Source organism: Roseateles noduli, from assembly GCF_050626985.1.
GTDB lineage: Bacteria > Pseudomonadota > Gammaproteobacteria > Burkholderiales > Burkholderiaceae_C > Roseateles > Roseateles noduli_A.
The window spans coordinates 2,860,477-2,883,102 of record NZ_CP192463.1 but is presented as its reverse complement, the minus strand read 5'-3'; the positions used below and the strand labels follow the sequence as shown (position 1 = coordinate 2,883,102).

At 69.2% G+C, this 22,626-nt stretch carries 20 protein-coding genes and 1 pseudogene; 9 read left to right on the top strand and 12 right to left on the bottom strand.

Features of this window, described 5'->3' with window-relative positions; all coding sequences use genetic code 11:
* The first annotated feature begins 94 nt into the window (after window positions 1–94).
* The 4 genes from dnaX (at window position 95) to ACQ4L4_RS12645 (ending at window position 3,944) form a co-directional block, all read left to right on the top strand.
* Window positions 95–2,353 (top strand): DNA polymerase III subunit gamma/tau, encoded by a 2,259-nt coding sequence (gene dnaX, locus ACQ4L4_RS12660; RefSeq protein ID WP_431104563.1) that lies wholly within the window; start codon window positions 95–97, stop codon window positions 2,351–2,353.
* Window positions 2,354–2,532: 179 nt separating this feature from the next.
* On the top strand, window positions 2,533–2,859 hold the full coding sequence (locus ACQ4L4_RS12655; RefSeq protein WP_431051755.1) for a YbaB/EbfC family nucleoid-associated protein: 327 nt from the start codon (window positions 2,533–2,535) through the stop codon (window positions 2,857–2,859).
* 34 nt (window positions 2,860–2,893) lie between these two features.
* Window positions 2,894–3,481, top strand: a complete 588-nt coding sequence (recR, locus tag ACQ4L4_RS12650; RefSeq protein ID WP_431104562.1) for a recombination mediator RecR — start codon at window positions 2,894–2,896, stop codon at window positions 3,479–3,481.
* Between the two features lie 73 nt (window positions 3,482–3,554).
* Window positions 3,555–3,944, top strand: coding sequence for an MAPEG family protein (locus tag ACQ4L4_RS12645; RefSeq protein WP_431104561.1), 390 nt, complete (start codon window positions 3,555–3,557; stop codon window positions 3,942–3,944).
* Between the two features lie 145 nt (window positions 3,945–4,089).
* On the opposite strand, the gene ACQ4L4_RS12640 is transcribed toward ACQ4L4_RS12645, so the two are convergent.
* Window positions 4,090–5,856, bottom strand: a complete 1,767-nt coding sequence (locus tag ACQ4L4_RS12640) for a transglycosylase SLT domain-containing protein (RefSeq protein ID WP_431104560.1) — start codon at window positions 5,854–5,856, stop codon at window positions 4,090–4,092.
* Between the two features lie 7 nt (window positions 5,857–5,863).
* Window positions 5,864–6,649, bottom strand: a complete 786-nt coding sequence (gene gloB / locus ACQ4L4_RS12635; protein WP_431104559.1) for a hydroxyacylglutathione hydrolase — start codon at window positions 6,647–6,649, stop codon at window positions 5,864–5,866.
* A gap of 26 nt (window positions 6,650–6,675) precedes the next feature.
* On the opposite strand from gloB, the gene ACQ4L4_RS12630 reads away from it, so the two are divergent.
* Window positions 6,676–7,626 carry a class I SAM-dependent methyltransferase gene (locus ACQ4L4_RS12630; RefSeq protein WP_431104558.1) on the top strand — a complete coding sequence of 317 codons (951 nt, stop codon included), beginning with the start codon at window positions 6,676–6,678 and terminating at the stop codon, window positions 7,624–7,626.
* 76 nt (window positions 7,627–7,702) lie between these two features.
* Window positions 7,703–8,191 carry a ribonuclease HI gene (rnhA, locus tag ACQ4L4_RS12625; protein WP_431104557.1) on the top strand — a complete coding sequence of 163 codons (489 nt, stop codon included), beginning with the start codon at window positions 7,703–7,705 and terminating at the stop codon, window positions 8,189–8,191.
* Window positions 8,192–8,323: 132 nt separating this feature from the next.
* Here rnhA and ACQ4L4_RS12620 read toward each other — a convergent pair whose 3' ends face one another.
* Both ACQ4L4_RS12620 and ACQ4L4_RS12615 read right to left on the bottom strand, forming a co-directional pair.
* Entirely contained in the window at window positions 8,324–9,022 is a 699-nt protein-coding gene (locus tag ACQ4L4_RS12620) for a helix-turn-helix domain-containing protein (RefSeq protein ID WP_431104556.1), read from the bottom strand.
* Complete coding sequence (locus tag ACQ4L4_RS12615) at window positions 9,003–10,190, bottom strand: epoxide hydrolase family protein (protein ID WP_431104555.1); 1,188 nt, start codon at window positions 10,188–10,190, stop codon at window positions 9,003–9,005. The genes ACQ4L4_RS12620 and ACQ4L4_RS12615 overlap by 20 nt, the downstream gene beginning before the upstream one ends.
* 191 nt (window positions 10,191–10,381) lie before the next feature.
* On the opposite strand from ACQ4L4_RS12615, the gene ACQ4L4_RS12610 reads away from it, so the two are divergent.
* From ACQ4L4_RS12610 to ACQ4L4_RS12600, 3 genes are all read left to right on the top strand, one after another.
* Complete coding sequence (locus ACQ4L4_RS12610; RefSeq protein ID WP_431104554.1) at window positions 10,382–10,903, top strand: deoxycytidylate deaminase; 522 nt, start codon at window positions 10,382–10,384, stop codon at window positions 10,901–10,903.
* A gap of 183 nt (window positions 10,904–11,086) precedes the next feature.
* Window positions 11,087–11,389 carry a hypothetical protein gene (locus tag ACQ4L4_RS12605; RefSeq protein ID WP_431104553.1) on the top strand — a complete coding sequence of 101 codons (303 nt, stop codon included), beginning with the start codon at window positions 11,087–11,089 and terminating at the stop codon, window positions 11,387–11,389.
* A gap of 161 nt (window positions 11,390–11,550) precedes the next feature.
* Window positions 11,551–11,682: a hypothetical protein gene (locus tag ACQ4L4_RS12600; RefSeq protein WP_431104552.1), complete on the top strand. Its 132-nt coding sequence runs from the start codon at window positions 11,551–11,553 to the stop codon at window positions 11,680–11,682.
* Window positions 11,683–11,708: 26 nt separating this feature from the next.
* Here the strand turns inward: ACQ4L4_RS12600 and ACQ4L4_RS12595 are convergent, their stop codons facing one another.
* The 8 genes and pseudogenes from ACQ4L4_RS12595 to ACQ4L4_RS12560 all read right to left on the bottom strand — a co-directional run bounded on the left by ACQ4L4_RS12595 (window position 11,709) and on the right by ACQ4L4_RS12560 (window position 22,456).
* The gene (locus ACQ4L4_RS12595; protein WP_431104551.1) at window positions 11,709–12,656 is read right to left on the bottom strand and encodes a 2OG-Fe(II) oxygenase; all 948 of its coding nucleotides are present in this window, start codon (window positions 12,654–12,656) and stop codon (window positions 11,709–11,711) included.
* Between the two features lie 13 nt (window positions 12,657–12,669).
* Window positions 12,670–13,398: a hypothetical protein gene (locus ACQ4L4_RS12590; RefSeq protein WP_431104550.1), complete on the bottom strand. Its 729-nt coding sequence runs from the start codon at window positions 13,396–13,398 to the stop codon at window positions 12,670–12,672.
* A gap of 20 nt (window positions 13,399–13,418) precedes the next feature.
* Window positions 13,419–14,842, bottom strand: a pseudogene (locus ACQ4L4_RS12585) (cytochrome-c peroxidase).
* A 72-nt stretch (window positions 14,843–14,914) separates the two neighbouring features.
* Window positions 14,915–17,209 carry a phosphoesterase gene (locus ACQ4L4_RS12580; RefSeq protein WP_431104549.1) on the bottom strand — a complete coding sequence of 765 codons (2,295 nt, stop codon included), beginning with the start codon at window positions 17,207–17,209 and terminating at the stop codon, window positions 14,915–14,917.
* 295 nt (window positions 17,210–17,504) lie between these two features.
* The gene (gene malG, locus ACQ4L4_RS12575) at window positions 17,505–18,395 is read right to left on the bottom strand and encodes a maltose ABC transporter permease MalG (RefSeq protein ID WP_377153118.1); all 891 of its coding nucleotides are present in this window, start codon (window positions 18,393–18,395) and stop codon (window positions 17,505–17,507) included.
* 25 nt (window positions 18,396–18,420) lie between these two features.
* Complete coding sequence (malF, locus tag ACQ4L4_RS12570; protein ID WP_431104548.1) at window positions 18,421–20,109, bottom strand: maltose ABC transporter permease MalF; 1,689 nt, start codon at window positions 20,107–20,109, stop codon at window positions 18,421–18,423.
* Window positions 20,106–21,302: a maltose/maltodextrin ABC transporter substrate-binding protein MalE gene (malE, locus tag ACQ4L4_RS12565; protein WP_431104547.1), complete on the bottom strand. Its 1,197-nt coding sequence runs from the start codon at window positions 21,300–21,302 to the stop codon at window positions 20,106–20,108. The genes malF and malE overlap by 4 nt, the downstream gene beginning before the upstream one ends.
* Window positions 21,303–21,355: 53 nt before the next feature.
* Window positions 21,356–22,456: an ABC transporter ATP-binding protein gene (locus ACQ4L4_RS12560; RefSeq protein WP_431104546.1), complete on the bottom strand. Its 1,101-nt coding sequence runs from the start codon at window positions 22,454–22,456 to the stop codon at window positions 21,356–21,358.
* Window positions 22,457–22,626 lie beyond the last annotated feature (170 nt).

Sequence of the window (22,626 nt, the reverse complement as noted above, 5' to 3'; positions counted from 1 at the left end):
CCGTCAGCGCCGAACGCCTCTCCTGACAAACCCGGACGCGTTCCCGCCGCCGCCCGTCCGGGCGTGCCAAGCCGCCCCCGTAGAATGCCCCGCCATGAGTTACCAGGTCCTCGCACGCAAGTACCGCTCCCGCACGTTCGAGGAGCTGATGGGTCAGGAACACGTCGTGCAGGCCCTGGCCAACGCGCTGACGCAGCAACGCCTGCACCACGCCTATCTGTTCACCGGCACGCGGGGTGTCGGCAAGACCTCGGTGTCGCGGATCCTGGCCAAGTCGCTGAACTGCGTCGGACCGGACGGCACCGGCGGCATCACCGCCCAGCCCTGCAACGTCTGCGACGCCTGCCGCGACATCGACGCGGGCCGCTTCGTCGACTACGTCGAGCTGGACGCCGCCTCCAACCGCGGCGTGGAGGAGATCTCCCAGCTGCTGGACCAGGCCGTCTACAAGCCGGTCATCGGGCGCTTCAAGGTCTACATGATCGACGAAGTGCACATGCTCTCGAACACCGCCTTCAACGCGATGCTGAAGACGCTGGAGGAGCCGCCCGAGTACCTGAAGTTCGTGCTGGCGACGACCGATCCGCAGAAGGTCCCGGTGACCGTGCTGTCGCGCTGCCTGCAGTTCAACCTGCGCCCGATGGCGCCGCAGACGGTGCTGGAGCACCTGACGCGCGTGCTCTCCAACGAGCACGTCCCGAACGAGCCCGGTGCCCTGCGCCTGCTCGCCCGCGCCGCGCGCGGCTCGATGCGCGACGCGCTGTCGCTGACCGACCAGGCGATCGCCTTCGGCTCCGGCGAGCTCAAGGAAGCCGGCGTGCGCCAGATGCTGGGCAGCGTCGACCGCGGCCATGTGCTGGGCATCCTGAACGCGTTGATCGCGGGCGATGGCGCCTCGTTGGTCGGCGCGTCGGACCGGTTGCGCGACATGGGCCTGTCGGCGGGCGGCACGCTGGAGGATCTGGCGGTCGCGCTGCAGCATCTGGCGGTCGCGCAGGCGGCGCCGGGCGCGCTCGACGCGGGCGACCCCGACCTGGCCGAGCTGCTGCCGCTGGCGGGCCAACTGCCGGCGGATGAGATCCAGCTGATGTACAGCATGGCGCTGCATGGACGGCAGGAACTGCCGCTGGCGCCGGACGAGTACGCCGGCCTCACGATGGTGCTGCTGCGCATGATGGCGTTCCGGCCGAACGGGCAGGGCGCGCGTCAGCCGTCGGCGCCCGAAGGCGCGGCGCGTTCCGCTCCGGCTTCTGCCGCGAGCGCCGCGCCGGTCGCTCGTCCGCCCGCCGCGCCCGCGTCGCAAGCCGCGGCACCGCTGCCGGTCGCGCCTGCTCCGGCGCCCGCCGTGCCGCGCGTCGCCGAGGCGGCGGCGCCTGAACCCGAACCCGAGCCTGCGGAAGCGCCCGCAGCGGCGCCGGCTCCCGAGTCGCCCGCTCCGGCGGCCGCGGCCGCAGTCGCTGAAGCGCCGCCTCACGCCGCCGCGCCAGCGCCCGCACCGCCCGCAGAACTTGCAGAGCCTGCCGTGGCGCGTCCGCCTGAGCGTGCGCCAGCGCCGACGCCCCTGGCTGCGGCGCCTGCCCCTGAACCCGTGGCCGCACCAGCACCAGCGCCAGTGCAGGCAGCGCCGCGCGCACCCGCTCCGTCGGGGCCGCTGCGCGCCGCCACCGCGGGTGCGCCCGCGACCCGTTTCAGCGAGCGCCTGCGCCCGCGCGCCGCGCCGCTGCCCGCCGCGAAGGCGGAGGCCGACGGCGAGGAGCCCGAGGACCTGTCCCCGCCGCACGACGACGACGGTCCGCCGCCCTGGATGGACGTGCCGCCGCCGTCCGATGAGGAAGCGTCCGTCGGCATGTCGATGCCGGACATGGACGACCCGATGCCGTCGTCCGGCGATTCCGGCGGCGGCAGCGGTGGCGGCAACGGCATCTACGTGTCGACTGCGATCGAAGAGGTCGAGCTCGTGCCGACGGCGCTGGGCGAGCGCTGGTACGCCGTCGTGCCCCAACTGGGTCTGAACGCGCTGGCGCGCGAGCTGGCGCTGCAGGCCGAATGCCTGGAGATCGACGAGACCGCCGAGCCGCAACGCTGGCGTTTCCGCGTCGAGCGCGAATCGCTGCGCCAACCCGGCCTGCTGGAGAAGCTGCAGTCGGTGCTGGCGGGCTTCGTCGGCAAGCCGGTGCGGGTCGACATCGAAGCCGGCCGCGCATCCGATTCGCCCGCGCTGCGCGACACGCAGGCCACGCGCGCCCGCCAGCGGCAGGCGGAGTCCATCATCCTGGAAGATCCGGAAGTCCAGCAGCTGCTCGCGCAGTTCAAGACGGCGCGGATCCTGCCAGGCTCGATCAAGCCGGTCTGAAGATCCGGCCGCGGACCGCCGACCTTCGACCGCAGACAGCCGATCGCGGGACACCACGACGAGGCGCCAGCGCAGGCGCGCGCTGTGGGCGACAATCCCGCCCATCGCATCGACCTCCGGGTCATCTCCGGGGCGGCCCTCCACCGCCCCATTGAATCTCTGAACAAGGAATCACGATCATGATGAAGGGTCAACTCGCAGGCCTGATGAAGCAGGCGCAGGCGATGCAGGACAACCTGAAGAAGGCGCAGGACGAGCTCGCCAACATCGAGGTCGAAGGCCAGTCCGGCGCCGGCCTGGTGAAGGTCACGATGACCTGCAAGCACGACGTCAAGCGCGTCGCCATCGACCCCAGCCTGCTGGCCGATGACAAGGACATGCTGGAGGACCTCGTCGCCGCCGCGTTCAACGACGCCGTGCGCCGCGCCGAGCAGGTCAGCTCGGAGAAGATGGGCAAGCTGACTGCCGGCATGCCCATGCCCCCGGGCATGAAGTTCCCGTTCTGATCGCCGTTCTGATCATCGATCGGATCGGACTGCGGTGACCGCGCTCGAGCAGTTGATCGAGGCCCTGCGGCGTCTGCCCGGCGTGGGCCAGAAGTCGGCCCAGCGCATGGCCTACCACCTGCTGCAGCACGACCGCGCCGGCGCCGACGCGTTGGCCCGCGCGCTGCAGTCCGCGGCGACCAACGTGCGGCATTGCGAGCGGTGCCACACCTTCAGCGAAGCGCCGCTGTGCCCGATCTGCTCGGACCCGCAGCGCGACGCGCGGCTGCTGTGCGTGGTCGAGTCGCCGGCCGACCAGGCCGCGATGGAGCGCACCGCCTCCTACTTCGGCTACTACTTCGTGCTGCAGGGCCGGATCAGTCCGCTGGATGGCGTGTCCACGCGCGAGATCGGCGTCGATCAACTGCTGGAGCGCGCCGCCGACGGGCAGGTGGAGGAGGTGATCCTCGCCACCAGCTTCACCGCCGAAGGCGAGGCGACCGCGCATGTGCTGGCCGAGGCGCTCCGCGCGCGCGGCCTGCGCAGCACACGGCTGGCGCGCGGCGTGCCGGTGGGCAGCGAGCTCGAGTACGTCGACCTCGGCACCATCGCGCATGCGCTGGTGGATCGTCGGTCCACCTGACGCATCAGCTCCGGCGCGACCCCCTGATGCGGACCGTCGACGCACGGCCTCCCGACCCGGTGAGGGATACCCCATGACCATCGCCAACTACTGCCTGATCGTTGCCTGCCTGATGCCGGTGCTGTGCGCCGCGCTGGCCAAGTCCAAGGGCTTCGGCAAGCGCCGCCGCGACGGCGGCTTCGACAATCACGACCCGCGCGGCTGGCTGACGCGGCAGGGCGGCTGGCAGGCCCGCGCGAACGCGGCGCAGGCCAACGGCTTCGAATCGCTGCCGCTGTTCATCGCCGGCGTGCTGGCCGCGCAGCAGATGCAGCACGCGCAGTCGCGCATCGACCTGCTGGCGATCGCGTTCGTGATCACGCGCGTCGTGTATGTCGCGCTCTACATCGCCGACCAGCCGAGCCTGCGCAGCCTCGCCTGGGCGGTCGGCACGGCGCTCAGCGTGGCGCTGTTCTTCGCCTGATCCTCGCCTGACCTTCGCCTGACCTTCGCCTGACGAGGCGATTCAGCGCTCGGGGCGAGCTTCGTCCCGTGGCTTCGCGCCCCCCAGGAACATGTCGACGGGCGCTCGATCGAGCGCCCGTTCTTCTCCCGACGCGCGCCGTGGATCAGCGCAGGGCCGTCTTCGTCGCCACGGTGCGAGCGCCCTTGCCGTCGCTGGCGGCGACCTTCGCGCTGCGGGTCTTGGCGCTGCTCTTGGCCGGCTTGTTGGCCGCGCTCGACGCGACCTTGGTGACCTTCGCCGACTTCATCGTCCTGCTCGACGAGGACTTCGACGGCCCGGTCGACGTTTCCGCCGCGGCGAGCTGCTGGCCCTCACGCACGTAGGCGACGACCTGCTGGCCCGGCTTGAAAGCGGCCTTGGTGCTGACGCGGTTCCACTGCGCCAGCTGCGTCGTGCCCAGGCGGTAGCGGCGCGCGATGCTGGCCACCGTGTCGCCCTTGTTGGCCTTGAGGGTGACGCGGCGCATCGGCGGCACGTCGGGCGCGAAGCCGATCCGGGCGTTGTCGGCCAGGTGCTCGGACACGTCCTGGTCGCGCGACGCGGTGCGCGGCACCAGCAGCGTCGAGCCCTTGGTCACCAGCATCCGCGCCGGGATGCGGTTGATCTCGCGCAGGCCGGTCTCGCTCATGCCGACCTGCTTCGCGGCATCCGCCGGCTTCATCGTCTTCGGCACGACCCAGGCCGTCCACGACGCCAGCGGGCCGCGGTGCTTCTCGAGGTTGGCGACGAAGGTGCTGGCGTTGTCGTAGGGCAGCAGCAGCTGGCCGCTGCTGGCCGCCAGGATCACCGGCTTGTTCATCGACGGGTTGAACTGGCGGAAGGTCTCCTCGTCCAGTTCGGCCAGCTGCGCGGCGCGCGTGACGTCCATGTCGCGGTCGATGTTGACCGACAGGAAGTACGGATGGTTCGCCACGGCCGGCAGCTCCAGGCCGTAGGCCTCGGGGCGCATCACGATGTTCTTCACCGCCTGCAGCTTGGGCAGGTAGTAGCGCGTCTCGTCGGGCATGCGCAGGCTGTCGTAGTCGATCGGCAGGCCGGCCTTCTGGTTGCGCGCGACCGCCTTGCTGACGTTGCCCTGGCCCCAGTTGTAGGCGGCCAGCGCCAGCTGCCAGTCGCCGTCGAAGAGCTTGTTCAGGCGCTGCAGATAGTCCAGCGCCGCCTTGGTCGAGGCCAGCACGTCGCGGCGGTCGTCGCGGAAGATGTTCTGCTTCAGGTCGAAGTCACGACCCGTGGCGGGCATGAACTGCCACATGCCGACGGCCTTCGCGCTGGACTGCGCGTCGTTGCGGAACGCGCTCTCGACGAAGGGCAGCAGCGCCAGCTCCATCGGCATGCCGCGCTTCTGGACTTCCTCGACCACGTGATAGAGGTAGAGGCTGCCGCGGCCGGTCATGCGCGCGACGTAGTCGGGCCGGCTGCTGTACCAGTCCTCGGCCTTGCGGACCAGGTCGTTGTCGAGCTCGGGCATCGCCATGCCGGCGCGCATCCGCGCCCACAGGTCGACGTGCGTCTTCGGGGCGTCGAGGTCGACCTTCTCGCCGGGGTTCAGGTTGTCCTCGAGCAGGACGTCCAGCTTCTCTTCCGGTGCGGTGGCGACGCGCGCCACCGGCGTGGCCGGCGACGGGACGGCGGAGGCCGCGGACTCGACCGCCTGCACCGTCTGCTGCGCGACGGCCTGGGCTTCCTGGTTGTCGGCCCGCGGCGCGTTCGTCGCGCACGCGGCCAGCACCAGCGGCAGCAGCGCGGCGATCAGCGTCAGCGCGGGACGTTTCGCGGTGCCGTGGGCGGCAGTGGGGGAGACGGCGTCCGCGCCGGTCGCGGCGCGGTGGGAACGGGCGGTCGTGCGGGGCGGGGTCAGGTGTCGATGCATCGGAGGCTCAGCGAAATTCGTTCTTCCATTGACGCAGTCCGGCCAGGACCGAGACCGGCTGCGAGGTGACGCCCGGATCGCGGCGCTGGGCGGCCTCGCGGACGGCGGCGTGCTCGCAGCGCAGGAAGGGGTTGATCTGGAGCTCCACGGCGATGGTGGAGGGCAGGGTGGGCAGCGACTGCTCGCGCCGGGCCAGACACCAGGCCTCGTGGCGCGCGACCGCCTCGTTCTGGGGCTCGACTGTGCGAGCAAAACGCAGATTCGACAAGGTGTACTCGTGCGCACAGCAAACGCGGGTTTCCCCGGGGAGCGCCGCGAGCTTGGACAGCGACTCGTGCATCTGCGCGGGCGTGCCCTCGAAGAGCCGGCCGCAGCCGGCGGAGAACAGCGTGTCGCCGCAGAACAGGATCGGCGCGCCGCCATCGGTGGGCTGCTTCAACACGAAAGCGATGTGACCGGCGGTGTGACCGGGGACGTCGAGCACGTCGACGACCTGGCCGAGGACCTCGAAGCGGTCGCCTTCGCTCAACGGTTCGACGGGCACTGGCATGCTTTCGCCAGCGGGACCCCAGATCCTTGCGCCCTCGGCCAGCAAGGGCATCAACTCGCGCAGGCCGCCGACATGATCGGCATGGTGATGGGTCACTAGAATGCCCTGCAGGTCCAGTCCCAGCGAGCGCAGCGCCTCCTTCACCGGTGCGGCGTCGCCCGGGTCGACCACGAGCGCCGACCGGCCGTCATGCAGCAGCCAGAGATAGTTGTCTGTGAAGGCGGGAACGGCGACCAGGTTCATGCAGGCAAGGGGATCAGGTCCCAGCGATGAAGACTCCGGGCCAGGACGACGACAGCGACGAGAAGCCGCCGATTGTAGAGGCGCACTTCCGGCCGGACACCGCCGCGGCGGAGTTCGCGCACTGGTTGCGCACGCCTGCCGGGCGCTACCTGCTCGCGTGGGAGCAGCGCTTCATCGATGCCGCCGTCATCGACTGGTTCGGGTATCACGCGCTGCAGCTCGGCTTCCCGCAACTGCACGGCCTGCGGACCAACCGCATGACCAACCGCTGGCTGGCGCTGAACCACCGGCCCTTCGAGGACGGCGTCGCCGGCCCGCCGCGGGAGGGGCTGAGCATGCACCCGCTGGAGTACCAGCCCGAGCCGCAGGCCGAACTCGCCCCGGGCCTGAACGGCGCGGGCCGCGCGGCGGTCTATTGCGAGTTCGATGCGCTGCCGTTCGAGTCCAACAGCCTGGACCTGGTGCTGCTGCCGCACACGCTGGAACAGGCGGCCGACCCCCACCGTTGCCTGCGCGAGGTGGAGCGCGTGCTGCGTCCCGAGGGGCGCGTCGTGATCCTCGGCATGAACCCCGCCAGCCTGTGGGCGGTGAGGCAGAATCTCGCCCGCGTCAACGGCCGCATGCTGGGCCGCCCGCCGCGCCTCTACCTGCCGGAGGAGCGCGAGTACCTCGGCTACTGGCGCTTGCGCGACTGGCTGCGGCTGCTGTCCTTCGACGTCGAACGCGCGCAGTTCGGTTGCTACCGGCCGCCGCTGCTCAGCGATGCGTGGCTCGCGCGCTGGCAGTGGATCGAGAAGCCCGGCGGCAAGTGGTGGACGGTGCTGGGCGCGCTGTACGGCGTGATTGCGGTCAAGCGCGTGCACGGCATGCGGCTGATCGGCCTGGCGCGCAGCAAGAAGCGCGCCGCCAAGACCGCTCCGGCGGTCGCGGCGGTCCACCATCACCATCATCATCGCGACGATGCCGAGGTCGATTGATCCTCACGCCATCCCGGCTGCCGGACGCGTGATCCCGACCTGACTTCGACGTTCCCCGTTCCTTTCCGACTCCTTCATGACCGATACCTCCGCTTCTCCTGCTCCCGCTCCCGCCGCGCCGAAGATCGCCAAGCCGCCCGTCGTCATCTACACCGACGGCGCCTGCAAGGGCAACCCGGGCCCGGGCGGCTGGGGCGCGTGGCTCAAGAGCGGCGACCACGAGAAGGAGCTGTTCGGCGGCGAGCGCAACACGACGAACAACCGCATGGAGCTGACGGCGGTGATCGAGGCGCTGACCTCGCTCAAGCGCAGCTGCAACATCGTGATCTACACGGACAGCGAGTACGTCCGCAAGGGCATGACCGAGTGGATCGCGGGCTGGCAGCGCCGCGGCTGGAAGACGGCGGACGGCAAGCCGGTGAAGAACGCCGACCTGTGGCAGCGCCTGGAGGCGCTGCGCAAGCTGCACACGGTCGAGTGGCGCTGGGTCAAGGGCCACGCCGGCGATCCGGGCAACGAACGCGCGGATGCGTTGGCGAACAAGGGTGTGCTGGTCGCCAAGTAGGCCGCAGGCTTGTCCATCGGCGCAGTGCCATGGCGCGCTGCCGAGGTGCTCGATGGGCGCGTGCGTTGGAAACGCCATGTAGAAGTCCACAAGTACCTAGGAAATGCAACATCCCGAATAGGAAGGGCGCTTTCAACGTACCGCTGGCGACAATCCTTGCGCGATCTCTCTCGGCGTCTTCCCGAGCAGCCGCTTCAGCGAGTGGCTCATGTGCGCCTGATCGGAAAAGCCGAGCTCGGCGGCGACCTGCGACGCGGTCCACCCCTGGCGCAGCAGTTCGGCGGCCCGGTGGGCGCGCGCGATCTGCTGCAGCGTCTTGAGACCGAGCCCCGCCACCTCCGCGAAGTGCCGCTGGATGCTGCGTTCGTCGAGCCGTTGCCGTTGCCGCGCGCCCTGCATCGCCCGCAGGACGACCGGATCCCGCTCCAGCACGCCCTGGCGGGCCAGCGCCGCCACGAGCTGCTCGGCGCTGTCGAAGCGGGGGATCTCGAAGCGCTCTTCGCCGAGGTGGAAGCGCCCCCGCCGGTCGACCGGGCAGACCACGCCCTGGCCGACCATCAGCCGCCCGGGCAGGCGCGGCATGTAGACGTCGGTCTTGAAGGCGATGCTGAGGATCTCGTCGCCCGCGCGGTTGTCGATCGTGAGCGGGGCGGCAATCTGGCCGGTCTGGATCACGGTCACCGGGCCGTCGCCGCGGCGCACGAACAGCAGGTCCCACGAACCGTCGGGCAAGGCCGTCTCGCGGTTGTCCGCGAGATGCCGGACGCGGCGGACCTTCGCCACCAGGGGCGAATCCGCCGGACGCTCCTCCTCAGCGATCGGTCCTTCCATCCAGACCCTCTCGGGGTGTTCGGGACGCTTGCGCCCGCAGCGCGCCGAAGAATCGGCGCAGGTCGTCCACGACCAGTTGCGGGTCCGTTTCGTTGGCGAAGTGGCCACCGCGCGGCATCTCGGTCCACTGTAGCAGCCGGGTATGCGAGCGCGCCGCGAAGCTTCGGACCGAGCGGAAGTCGTCGGGGAACACGGCCACGGCCGTCGGCGTGTGATTGGGCAGGTCGCGATAACCCGCGCCGCTGGCGGCGTTGGCGAAGTACATCTCGGCCGCCTGCCCGCCGGTGCCGGTGAACCAGTAGAGCGACAGGTGGGTGAGGAAGCGGTCGCGGTCGACCTCGGCGGCGCGTTCTCCTTCGAAGCCGAAGAACAGCTCGGCATTCCAGGCCAGCAGCGCCGCCGGCGAATCCACCAGGCCGAATGCGAGGGTGCCGGGCCGCTTCGACTGGATGTCGACATAAGCGGCGTACTTCCTGAAGTAGCCCAGGCGTTCGAACCCCGACATCTCGAACGGGGTCAGGTCTTGCATCTCGTCGGGCGAGCCGGCGGGGAACGCGAAGATCTGCTGGACGTGGACGCCAGCCAAACCTTCCGGCGCGAGGATGCCCATCTCCCGAGCGACCAGCGCGCCGACGTCGCCACCCTGCGCGCCGTAGCGCTCGTAGCCCAGGCGCTTCATCAAGGTGTCCCAGGCGGCCGCGGTGCGGGCGGCATCCCAGCCCGCAGCCGCCAGTGGCGACGACAAGCCCATGCCCGGCACCGACGGGATGACCAGGTCGAAGGCCGGCGCATCGTCGCGGCCGTGGCCGCGCGGGTCCGTCAGCGGACCGATGAGGTCCAGGTACTCGGCCGGGGAGCTCGGCCAACCGTGCGTCAGGATCAGCGGAAAGGCCTGCGCTTCCGGCGACTTCACGTGGATGAAGTGGAGGGTCTGGCCGTCGATCTCCGTCGTGAATTGCGGCAGCGCGTTCAGGCGCGCTTCCTGGGCGCGCCAGTTGAAGCCGTCGCGCCAGTAGTCGGCCAGCTCGCGCACCAGCGACACGGCCTGGCCGTGGCTGAAATCGCGCACGACCGGCTGCGGCCAGCGCGTGGCGGCGAGGCGGGCGCGAAGGTCGTCGATCTGCGAGTCGGCGATCTCGATCCGGAACGGATGGATGGCGGTGTTCATGTCGGCTCCTTGGCGGGGTGGGAATGGCCTCACTGTCGGACAAGGCGGCGGCCGGGTCTTGTAGAAAACCGACGCGGCGGTTCGCCCGCTCCGCGATGGGTTCGCCGGGTCGACGTCCCGCGTGCCGCGGCGCCCCGACCGCTCCACTACACTTCTCCGCCTTCCTGGACCTCCGCGTTCCCGCTCCCGTCATGGACAACCAACCGCTGATCGACTGGCATTCGATGTTCATGGGTGTGGCCCTGCTGGCCAGCGCCCGTTCCAAGGACAGCCGCAAGCGCAACGGCGCCTGCATCGCCAGCGCGGACTACAAGATCGTCGGGGTGGGCTACAACGGCCTGCCGCGCGGCTGCGACGACAACGACCCCGCCTACTGGTCCGACGACGACGCCGATCCGGCCAACTCGCGCCACAGCTACATCGTGCATGCCGAGGTCAATGCGATCCTCAACTGCGTCGTGCTGCCGCTGACCGGCAGCACCATCTACACGACGCAGTACCCGTGCCCGCGCTGCGTGCAGTCCATCATCCAGGTGGGCATCCAGCGGGTGGTCTACCTGGAGAAGAAGGACCACCAGATCGGCCTCAACACGGCCTCGGCCAAGATGCTGACGGACGCGCGGATCGACGTGCTGGCGCTCAACGAGCTCGACGTGCCGTCGGCCGTCTGGTGCACCGACCTGTCGGGCTTCATCGCCAAGCCGCGGACCTGAGCGGTGCCCGGCGGCTGGCGGAAGCCGTGCGCGAGGACGCGAGGACGATGGGTCGCTTCGATGGATCACCCCGACGGGTGATCCGATGAACTGACCGGGAAAGACCCCGCTTTTCCCGCTCAAGTTTTTTCCGGCCCGATTCATGATCCCTCCCACGCCGACATGAATCGTTCCGAGGCCGCCATGCACACCACCATCCCGCCGCACCTGATGCCCGAAACCGCCCAGGCTCCCTGGGGACTGGTGCCGGATCTCGGCCTGACGGTGGCCGGCACGGCCAGCATGGACGAGCTGTTCGCGCTGCAGGACCTGATGGCCGGACAAGGCCTGACCCTGCAACCGACGCGCATGCTGTACGACCGCCTCTACGCGCTGGAGCGCCTGAACACCGCGCACGCCCGCGGCGACGCGCGGCTGCAGGCGGCCGCGCAAGAACTGTTCGACGCCTACCAGCGCCGCGGCGAATGGATCGGCCTGGTGCACTGAGCCGACGTTCCGTTCCTCGACCCCGATCCGAAGGCGCCCGTGTGGCGCCTTTGTCGTTTCCGGCATGACCTTCGGCCGCCTTGGCGCCTTCATTCCCCCAGTGCAGAATCCGCGCTCGAAAAAAAAGCCGATACGGCGGTTGAACTCGGGAGGAAAAGGCGATGCCATTCGTCGGATTGGGTGTTCACATTCTGCTGGCGAAGATCGACAAGGTCAGCGCGAAGTGGAATGCGCTGGCGAAGCAGCTGAATGAGCCGGTGATGCGGCGACTGCGGGTGGCGCGCAAGGCCTGACCCTGCGGCTCGACGAGGGCGCTGATTCAAGCGCTCACGAACGCCCGCTCCCGCATCCACTTCGTCGCCACCCACTTCTCGCCGCGCGTGACCGCGCTGCTGGCGTGCAGCGAGGCGTGGTCCAGTTCGCCGTGTGAGTTGGCGTACTCGAAGTAGACGGCGTTCCCCCGTTGCGGCGAGACCGCCCAGCCCGCCGCCGGAAACACCGTCTCGCCGCCGGCGGGCACGTCGTTCAGGTAGGTGACGAGCGTGCTGACGCGCTGCCCGCTGCGCGCGATCGACGCCTGGTTGGCTGGATTCGACGGCACCAGGAAGTCATAGTGCGGTGCGCTGGCGGCGCCTTCGGGGTAGTGCAGGATCTGCAGCCCTTCGCCGTGCGAGACCGGCAGGTTCATGATCTCCGCGATGCGCCGATCCAGGCGCGCGATCAGCGGGGTCTCGGCCGGGCGGAAGAACATGCCGAGGCTGCTGCGCAAGCCGCTCACGACGTCGCGCCCCGTGCGCGGATCGACGAGCGTCGAAGGCCGCAGGCGCCCTCGCGCCAGGGCGATGACCTCCTCGCACTCCTCCGCGCTGAAGACGCCGTTGAGCACCGCCAGCATCGGTCGCTCCGCACGCGCGGCCACGCGCACAAGGCGGTTGTCCGTCACCAGCGATGTGCCGGGGCGAAAGCGCGGTGTCTCGTACCGGTAAGGCGGTGCGCCGTCGAGGGCCGATGCCATCAGCATTCCCGTCGGCGTCCCTGTCGACATGCCCGTCGGCATCGGCGTGGGTGACAGCTCGACCTGATCCACCGGCATCGCGCGCTCCCCGCGACGCGCACGCACGAACGCCTCGACGATCGCCTGCGCCGCCTCGGCCGCGATGTCGCGCTCCTGCAGCGCGCCGCGCAGCTCGTCCGGCGCCACGCCGTTGTCCAGATGCTGGCGGACCCAGTCGCCCAGCGCGGGAGGAAAACGCACGACGGTCGTCATGTCGCCGCGCGCCTCAGAGCAGGTCCACGGCGACCCAACCGGTCTCCGTCTTCTTGAACGTCTCCTGCAGTTGCGCGCTGCCCGCGCCGCGGATCACCTGCGCCACGACGGGGAACACCTTCTGCAGCTCGGCATCGCCGGTCCACGGCGCAGCCTTGACCTGGTAGGTGTAGCTGACGATCGCGTGCCGGTCCTTGCCCTCGCCGCCGAGCTCCCAATGCACGACCTTGTCCAGACTCAGCTTGGCCGCGCAGAAGTCGCCGCGCGTCTCCTTGCCGCCGTCAGGGCGAGGCTGCTCGCGCATCACGTAGAACTGCTTGCCGCTCTCGGTCAGCGCGTAGCGGCGGACCTTCATGTGGTGCGACACCTCGTTGTCGTCCTTCACGTCGACCTCCGCCACCGTCGAACTCGCCAGCCCCAGCCGCTCCAGCACGGGCATCTGCAGCGCGTTGCGCGCGCCCGCGTCGATCTCGCGCTGGGTCAGGTCGATGGGCCACTCGTTCTTGGCCAGGCACAGGTCGCCGCGCTTGGCGAGGTAGTCCTGCATGCCCTGCACGAAGTGATCGGCGGTCGGCTCGGCCGCGGCCGTGGGGCCGGCCGGCTGCGCGGGCCGCGAGCAGGCGGCGAGCACGGACAGCGTGAGCGCCGCCGTAGTGAGACCGGCGGCGCGCGTCAGGCGATGCAGAGCGCGACGCGGAGCGCCACGAGGGACGGAAACGGCGGTCATGCGGAAGATGGACATGGGGGATTCGGAAGAGCTCATCACGACGTGCAGGCTCCCGGCGCGGGCGCTTTCGCCGGCTGGGTGTCCTTGTCGTTGAGCGTGTTCAGGAAGCAGAGCAGGTCGGCATGTCCTGCTCCGACATCGGCGGCTTGCTGTGCGCCGCGCGGCCGTCCAGGGGCATCTGCGAGTCGATGTTGCCGACGAACTGCGGAGGCAGATCGTCGAACTTGCGCACCTTGCCGCCGACGTACTGCGTGGTGATCAGGCCGTAGGTCGGGAAGTCGGGATCCGGCGTCGCCTTGGGCGTGCCGCCCACCGTCGGATACCAGAGCTCGGGCATCGTGTCGCGCGTGTTGTAGAAGCGGATCGTCTGCTCCAGCGAATGGAAGATGCCGTTGTGGAAGAAGCTGCCGCGCGTCGCCACGTTGCGCAGCGTCGGCGACTTGAACATGCCGCAGAAGGTGTTGCCCTTCACCGGCGCGTGGTCCGTGCGCAGCGGACCGCACAGGCCGATGTCGGCGTAGGCCGGGTCCGCATTCGCCGGAATGGCCGCGTTGCGCGGGACGCCGATCGCCTCGTAGGAGAAGTCCGTGAAGATCGCCGTGCTGCCGTTCAGGCCGGCGCCCTGGTAGTGGCAGGACGCGCAGTTGCCGCCGTTCGGGTCGGCGAAGACCTTCAGGCCGCGCGCCTCGGCCGCGGTCAGCACGCCGCCGATCTTGTTGCCGATGTAGAGGTCGAACTTGCTCGAGTACGGATGGAAGCTGACGTCCTCCAGCTGGAAGGCCTGCAGCGCCTTGCCGGCGGCGGCGAAGGCCTGATCGGCGTCCTCGAAGATCCGCGCGCCGAAGGCTTGCCGGAACTGCTCGGCATACGGGCCGGCCTGCAGCTTCTTGACGACGTCGGCGGCGCTGGCGTTGGCCATCTCGTTCGGGTCCAGCAGCGGCAGGCCCGCCTGCTCGGCGAGCGTCGCCGCACGGCCGTCCCACGCGAAGCCGCCGCCGGGACCGGGCACGCTGACGCCGTCGGGGTTGTCGAGCAGGTCCGCGTAGGGCGGCGTCGCGTCCTTGTAGCGCAGCGACGGCACGGCGCGTAAGCCGGCGCTCTTCAGATCGGGGCCGCCGAGTTGCACCGACAGATCGTTCGGCGGGCCGTAGGCATTCTTGGGAGCGTGGCAGGTCGCGCAGGCCATGCGGCCGGAGCCCGACAGCGTCGCGTCGAAGAACATCTTCTGACCGACCTGCGCGATGGGGCTCAGCGGCGTGACCGGGTTCAGCGCGGTGCCGACGGCGGCATTCGACGCAGCGTCCGATGCGGCGCTTGATGCCGCGCCCGATGCGGCGACATCGGCGTCGGTCTTGCCGGACGGACCGCAGGCGGCGAGCAGGGCGCCGAGGCCGACGCACACGCACGCGCCGACAAAGGCGTCAATCGCGCCGCGCACAGGGAAGAGGAGGTCACGCATGGCAAGCAGGGAAGGCAATGAGAGGGCCGGCGGCGCTCGCGCGCCGCCGGCTTCAGACGCGGCGGACCGCGATTACTTCTTCAGCGCCCAGACGTTGGTCTGGACCGCGTCGGCGCCGATCTGCGCGGCCGTGTTCACGTCGGACGACTGCTTCTGCGTGTAGTTGGCCGGGGCCTTCCACGCATGGTTGATCGCGCGCACCGAGTCGAAGTGGGTGTCGGCGCTGCCGGCGTACTCCGGCAGGTTGAGGATGTTGGCCGCGATGAACTTCTCGGTGTACTTCGAGCGGTTCATGTACGACGCATCCACCGCCGGGTCGGCCAGCTGGAACATGTCCTGCAGCGTGCGCACGAACGAGAAGTGGCTGTAGGCATCGCCGTCGGACACGCCCTTGGGTGCGTCGGCCTGGTTGGTCAGGATGCCGAAGATGCTCTGCCCGTGGCCGCGGTTGCCCTTGGTGTAGTTGTTGATGCTGGCGTCGACCGTGACCGCGCCGGTCTTCGGATCGACGACCACCGGCTTGGCCACCGCGCTGTTGGACACGTTCCAGCCGCAGCAGGAGTTGAAGCCCGAGGTGGCGCTGCCTTCGTCGAACATCAGCACGATGGCGACGCGCTTGGCCGGGTTCTTCCACAGCGGCGAGGCCTGGATCTTCTTCACCAGCGCGTCGACGTAGTTGTCGCCGCGCGTGATGATGTTGGCCGCCGAGCTCTGCGCCACGTTGTTGGCGACGCTGCCGCAGTCGCTGGCCGTGGCGGTGCTGCCGCTGGCCAGCTTGCCGATGACGCTGATGCCGTGCATGTCGTCGCACTGGTCGGGGACCAGGAAGTTCAGCGTGCCGACCTTGCCGCTGGCCAGGTCGGTGCCGAGCTGGTCGACGTCGTAGTTGGCCGGCATGGCGTAGGCGGAGCTGCTCTTGAGGTTGGCGTCCCACTGGCCGCCGCCCATGGTGCGGTTGCTGTACTTGAACTCCGGCGCGCTGCGGACGTTCTGGTAGGCCATGCCCGGATGGTGCTTGGTCTTGTACAGGCCGGCGGGCATCGGCAGCGTCAGGCCGGCGGTGCCGACCGCGGCGGTGTTGCCGTTGATCGTGCCCGGCGCGTAGACGTTGTCGGCGGCCGTGACGGCGGCGTCGGCGACGGAGTCGGTGCGGAAGTCCTGGCCCGGGTTCATCGACTCGCTGTAGGTGCGCCAGGTCATGCCGGCGGCCGTGATCGCGTTGAACAGGTTGGGCTTGCCGACGATGTTGTGGTTGATCGCCGCGGTCTGCGTGCAGCTGGCCGCGAACGGCGAGCTCGCCAGGCCCGGCTGGGTCTTGTCGGGCAGCGGCAGGTCCTGGACCGCATTGGCGCCGGTGGCGTCGCAGTTCCACTGGCTGTCGTCGGTGATGCCGAAGTCGTCGGCGCCGCCGAGGGCCGTGTAGTTCGGCTCGGACGGGTTGCCGGTGGCGTAGTAGCTGGTCAGCTGGTTGCCGGCGGCGAGCAGCGCGTTGATCTTGGGCGCCCACGGCGAGCCCTTGATCGACAGCGTGGCCTTGTTCTCCAGCATCACGATGAAGATGTGGTCGTAGCGCGGCACGCCTTCGAGCGCGAACGCGGCCTGCTGCGATTGCGCGAAGGTGATCTTGGTGCGGGCGTCGGTGCCGGTGGGCGCGGTGGCGACGCTCACGTTGGCGGCGCCGGCCAGACGCGGATCGCCGCCGGGCGCGGCCAGCGCGTCGGGGTACAGGTCGCCGCGGTCGAGCTTGGTGATCGCGTAGGTGAAGCGGTTGTCCAGGGCCTTGGACTCGGCCAGCAGGGCGACCTGCTCGGCGCCGGTGACGGTGCTCGCGTCGGCCAGCACGTTGGCCAGCGACACGCCGATGCGCGTGGCGACGGTCTGCTTCTCGGTCGCGTAGCTGGTGCCGTTGGCCTCGACGAGGCGCTGCACTTCCGACGACAGCGGGCTGATGACGACGTTGCCGGCCTGCTCGATGACCTGGTCCAGCGACGCGCGCAGCACGTCGCGGCTCGAGACCTTGGCGCCGGTGGTGGACAGCGTGGCGTCGGTGCCGATGTCGGCGATCAGCGCGGCGTTGGCCGGCAGGGTCAGCGAGAAGTGGCCCTTGGCGTCGGTGACGACGGGGTTCTCGGCGGTGTCGCAGACGCCGTTGCCGTTGGTGTCGACGCAGACCTTGGCGCCGACGTAGTAGGCGGGGTCGATCTTGGGATCGGTCGCGCTGCCGGCGGTGAAGCTGGTGGCGGTGACGACGCCGTTGATCGTGACGCTCGGCGACTGGGTGTCGCTATCGGAGCCGCAGGCCGCCAGGATGGCGGCGGCAACGAGGGTGAGCGAGGCGTTCAGCGCGGTGGATTTGCTGTGTCGCATGGGAGTCCTGGAGTGGTGGCGATGGCTGTGTTCGTGGGCCTCGGGGAGGAGGCTGTTCGAAACGCCGCGCACTCTAGAAATCACGCATGACGGATCCGTGTCACTCGTCGTCAAGGCCGCGTGAGGGCCCTTGCCAGGCAAGGCCTGGCACGTTTCGCAAAGTTACGTGAAGCGATGCACACACGCGGAATGGGTTGCGATGCGCACGGGGCTTGATGGCGAGGGAACGCATTCGGAATGAACTTGAGCTGGATCGCAGCGTGCCTTGCCCAGGCGCGTTGAACGCAGCAGGGCCTCAGCCCTTCACCCCACCCGCCGTCAGCCCCGACACGATCCACCGCTGCGCCAGCAGGAACACCGCCGTGATCGGCAGGCCTGAGAGCACGGCCGCGGCCGCGAAGTCGCCCCACAGGAAGCGCTGGTCGTGCAGGAAGTACTTCGACCCCACCGCCAGCGTGAGGTTGGATTCCTCGCGCAGCAGCACCGACGCCACCGGGTACTCGATGATGCAGCCGATGAAGGCCAGCACGAACACCACCATCAGGATCGGCACCGCCATCGGCAGCAGCACCAGCCGGAACGCCTGCCAGTGCGACGCGCCGTCGACCTTGGCGTTCTCCTCGATCTCCACGGGGATCGTCTCGAAGTAGCCCTTGATCGTCCAGATGTGCGTCGCCACGCCGCCCAGGTAGGCCACGATCACGCCCGCGTGCGTCTCGATGCCCAGCCACGGCACGAAGGTGCCGATGGTCTCGAAGATCGCGTAGATCGCCACCAGCGCCAGCACCGCCGGGAACATCTGCAGCAGCAGCATGCTGTTCAGGATGCTGGCCTTGAACGGGAACTTCAGCCGCGCGAAACCGTAGGCCGCCGTCGTCGAGATCGCCACGATCAGCACCGCCGAGATCGTCGCCACCTTGATCGAGTTCCACAGCCACGTCAGCACCGGGAAGGGCGGCTGCACCAGCGAGCCGTCCGCCGCCTGGTACGGAATGCCCAGCGCCAGCTGCCAGTGCTCCAGGCTGATCGTCGTCGGGATCAGGCTGCCGGTGGCGAAGTTGCCCGGCCGCAGCGAGATCGACACCACCGCCAGCAGCGGGAACAGCGTGATCGCCAGGAACACCCACAGCAGCACATGCGCCGCGATGACGCGCCAGCGCGCCTGTTTGCCTCGAACGATGGCCATGTCGTGTCCTTGTCCTTCGGCCGCGTCAGCGGTTGGCGTTGCGCATCAGGCGCAGGTTGAGCAGCGACATCCCCGCGACCAGCACGAAGATCAGCGTCGAGATGGCCGCGGCCAGGCCGAAGTCCGTGCCCGAGTCGCGGAACGCGATGCGATACGTGTAGCTGACCAGGATGTCGGTCTGCCCCGCGGGGATCTTGGTGGACAGGTAGTCCGGCCGCCCATCGGTCAGCAGCGCGATCAGCACGAAGTTGTTGAAGTTGAACGCGAAGGCCGAGACCAGCAGCGGCGACAGCGGCTTGATGATCAGCGGCGCCGTGATCTTGAAGAAGTTGGTCAGCGGCCCCGCGCCCGCGAGCGCCGAGGCCTCGTACAGGTCCGAGGGGATCGCCTTCAGCAGCCCCGTGCACAGGATCATCACGTACGGATAACCCAGCCACACGTTGACGATCAGCAGCATCGTCCGCGCCAGCGACGGGTCCGCGAACCACGCCGGCCGCACGCCGAAGAGCGCGTCCAGGATCGCGTTGATCTCGCCGAAGTTCTGGTTGAACAGGCCCTTGAACACCAGGATCGAGATGAAGCCCGGCACCGCGTAGGGCAGGAACAGCAGCGTGCGGTAGGTCGTGCGGTAGCGCAGGTCCTCCCAGTTCAGCAGCACCGCCAGCATCATGCCGATCGCCGTCGCGAAGACCACCGTCAGCAGCGAGAACACCACCGTCCAGCCGAAGATCGACAGGAAGGGGCCGCGGAACTCCGCGTCGAACAGCATGCGCTTGTAGTTCTGCGCGCCGACCATGACCTTGTAGCCGGGCGCCAGGTGCGTGCCCGCCGCCGCGCCCTGGCCTTCGTAGTAGCCGGTGCTCGCGTCCGGGCGGAAGAGGGCGCCGTCGGCGACGCGCTTCAAGCTGCCGTCGGACTGCTCCTCGAAGTGGGGCCGGATCGGGCCAAACTCGCGCAGGCCGAGGTAGCGCAGCGTCGAGGCGTCGCCCGCGCCGCCGGTGGCCGCCGTGCCGCCGCTTTCGCCCGGCAGCCGCAAGCGCAGTTGCGCCAGCGCCTGGCGGTGCTCGACCAGTTCCTTCAGCGTGAGCGCGGTGCCCAGCGTCGCATCGGCCGGTCCGGTCGCCTGCATCGCGACGTCGACCGGCTTCGTGCCCTGGCGCAGCGCCAGCGGCGGAGAGACGAATTGCGCCGTGCCATTCGACGGGTCGCGCAGCACCACGCGGAAGTCGCTGCCGGCGCCGTGCACGCTGTAGTCGCGCACGGCCTCGAGCGCCGTGTCGTGCTGGTCGAGCAGGAACTCGCGCACGCGTTCCTGGCTCAGCAGGTGGGCCGACGAGTAGTTGGTGAAGCCGATCTGCGTCGTGTACGCCAGCGGGAACGCGATGAACAGCAGCATCCCGGCCACGCCGGGGAAGAGGTAGCGGTAGGCGAAGCCGGCCTTCGACAGATAGACCGCGAAGCCCGTGCCGAAGAGCAGCAGCACGCCGAGCGCCCAGCTTGTCAGCCCGGCCGCGTACAGCATGAAGACGAGGTACAGCGCCCCCAGCGCGATCACGGCCATCGTCGGCCAGTACAGCGCCTGGGTGATCCGGTCGAGCACGCCGGGCGGCTGGCGCGTGTAGGCCTCGGACAGCGGCGAGCCGGGCAGGGCGGCGGCCCTGGAACTGGACAGGGCGCCTGACGGTGCCGGAGTCGATGCGGTCGTGGCGTTCATTGCTTCAGCAGCATCCGGCCCGACGCGCCGTCCAGCGCGTCCTTGGGGCTTTGCAGGCCGTTGGTGATCGCCTCCAGCGCCGCGTCCATCGCGGTCCAGAAACGCCCCACCTCGGGGATGTTGGGGATGGCCTCGCCGGCGCGCGCGTTCTCCATGCTCGCGCGGATCAGCGGGTTCACCGACAGCTGCTGGTAGAAGGCCTTGTTGGCTGGAACGCCGATCGGCACGTCGGCGTCAAGGACCTTCAGCGAGGCGGGGCGCATCAAGTGGTGCTCGATGAACTCACGCGCGAGGTCCTTGTTCTTCGACGGCGCCGAGATCATGCAGCCCAGCACGCCGACGAAGGGCTTGGACGGCTTGCCCGCCACCACCGCCGGGATCGGCGCGACGCCGATGTCGATGCCGGCCTTGCGCGCGTTCTCCCAGGCCCAGGGGCCGGAGATCATCATCGCGACCTCGCCGCGCGCGAAGCCCGATTCCATCTCGGAGTAACGCGCGCCGCGCGGCATCACGCCCTCGGTGATCAGTCGCTCCAGCATCTGGCCCGCGGCCAGCGCGCCGTCGTTGTTGACCTTGACCTGGCGCGCATCGAAGTCGCCTTGCGCGTCACGTCCGAAGATGACGCCGCCGGCGCCCGCGAACATCGGCCAGGTGAAGAAGCTCTTGTTGTAGTCCCACAGGATCGCGTGCTTGCCGCGCTGGCGCAGCTGCTTGTCGACGGCGATCAGTTCATCCCAGGTCGCGGGCGGCTTGCTCACCAGTGCCTTGTTGTAGATGAGGCCGGTCGTCTCGATCGCGATCGGGTAGCCCCAGAGGCGGCCCTGGTAGCGGAAGGCCTGCCACGCGGCGGACTCCACCTCGTCGTAGAGCGCCTTGCGCGGCTGGACCGGCGTCAGCAGCCCGGCCTTGGCCCATTCGCCGACGCGATCGTGCGGCCAGCAGAAGACGTCCGGCCCCTTGCCGGCGCCGGCCGCCTGCGTGTATTTCTCGGGCGCGTCGACCGGATGCTCGACGACGACCTTCACACCGGACTCGCGCTCGAACGCGTCACCGACCTTCTGCAGCCCGTTGTAGGCCTTGTCGCCGTTGATCCAGACCAGCAGCTTGGGGGCGGTCTGCGCGGCGACCTTCTCGCAGCCGCCGAGCAGCGCGACCGCCGCCAGCGTGACGAGCGCGACGCGCGCCACCGCCACGCGCCCGCCTGCACGAGAGGCAGGGCGCGTGAAGGACGCCGTGAAGGGCCGCGTCATTGCGCCGCCCCGAGCCGCTTGAACGCCAGGCCCTGTGCGTCGAAGAGATAGCAGAGGTCCGGCGGCAGGTGCAGTTGCAGGGTGTCGCCGGCGCGCACGCGCGTCCTGCCGTCGAATTCGCAGGTCAGCGCGTCCTCGACGCCCGGATAGGCGCAGTACGCATGCGTCACGCCGCCCAGCGATTCGACGAAGGTCACCGTGCTGGCGATCAGGTTGGCGTCGCCGCCGACCTCGAAGTGCTCCGGTCGCAGGCCCAGCGTGACCTTGTCGCCGGCCTTCGCGCGCGACGCGTCGACGCGCGTGCGGATCGTCGCGCCATCGCTCAATCGCACCGTGGCATGGTCGGCGCCGGCCGTCACGATCTCGGCCTCGATGAAGTTCATCTTCGGGCTGCCGATGAAACCGGCCACGAAGAGGTTGTCCGGATGCTCGTAGAGCTCCAGCGGCGTGCCCACCTGCTCGATGGTGCCGGCGCTCAGCACGACGATGCGGTCCGCCAGCGTCATCGCCTCGACCTGGTCGTGGGTGACGTAGACCATCGTGGTCTTCAGGTCCTCGTGCAGCTTCGCGAACTCGTAGCGCATGCGCACGCGCAGCGCGGCGTCGAGGTTGGACAGCGGCTCGTCGAAGAGGAAGACCTCGGGCTTGCGCACGATCGCGCGGCCGATGGCCACGCGCTGGCGCTGCCCGCCGGACAGGTCCTTGGGCTTGCGCTCCAGCAGGTGCTCGATGTGCAGGATGCGCGCGGCGTAGCGCACCGCGCGGTCGATCTCGTCCTTGGGCACCTTCGCCAGCTTCAACCCGAACGCCATGTTGTCGTACAGGTTCATGTGGGGATAGAGCGCGTAGCTCTGGAACACCATCGCGATGCCGCGCTCGGCCGGCGGCACGTCGTTGACCAGCCGGCCGCCGATGCGCAGCTCGCCGCCGGTGATGTCCTCCAGGCCCGCGATCGTGCGCAGCAGCGTCGACTTGCCGCAGCCCGACGGACCGACGAAGACCATGAATTCACCGTCCCGGATCTCCAGGTCGATGCCATGCAGGATCTTGGTCTCGCCATAGGCCTTGGCCACGGCTTGCAGCTTCACATCCGCCACGGGGTGTCTCCTTGTTTGTAGAGAATATACATGCCAGACCAGCGATTCACAACGCGGACTCGCCCCGCGTTTAATCAATGAATCTCATGAAATCAACAGCTTGCAATCGAATTCGGGATTACCCGATGTAGTGAAACTACATTCCTGTGAACGCCTGAGAGATACTTCGA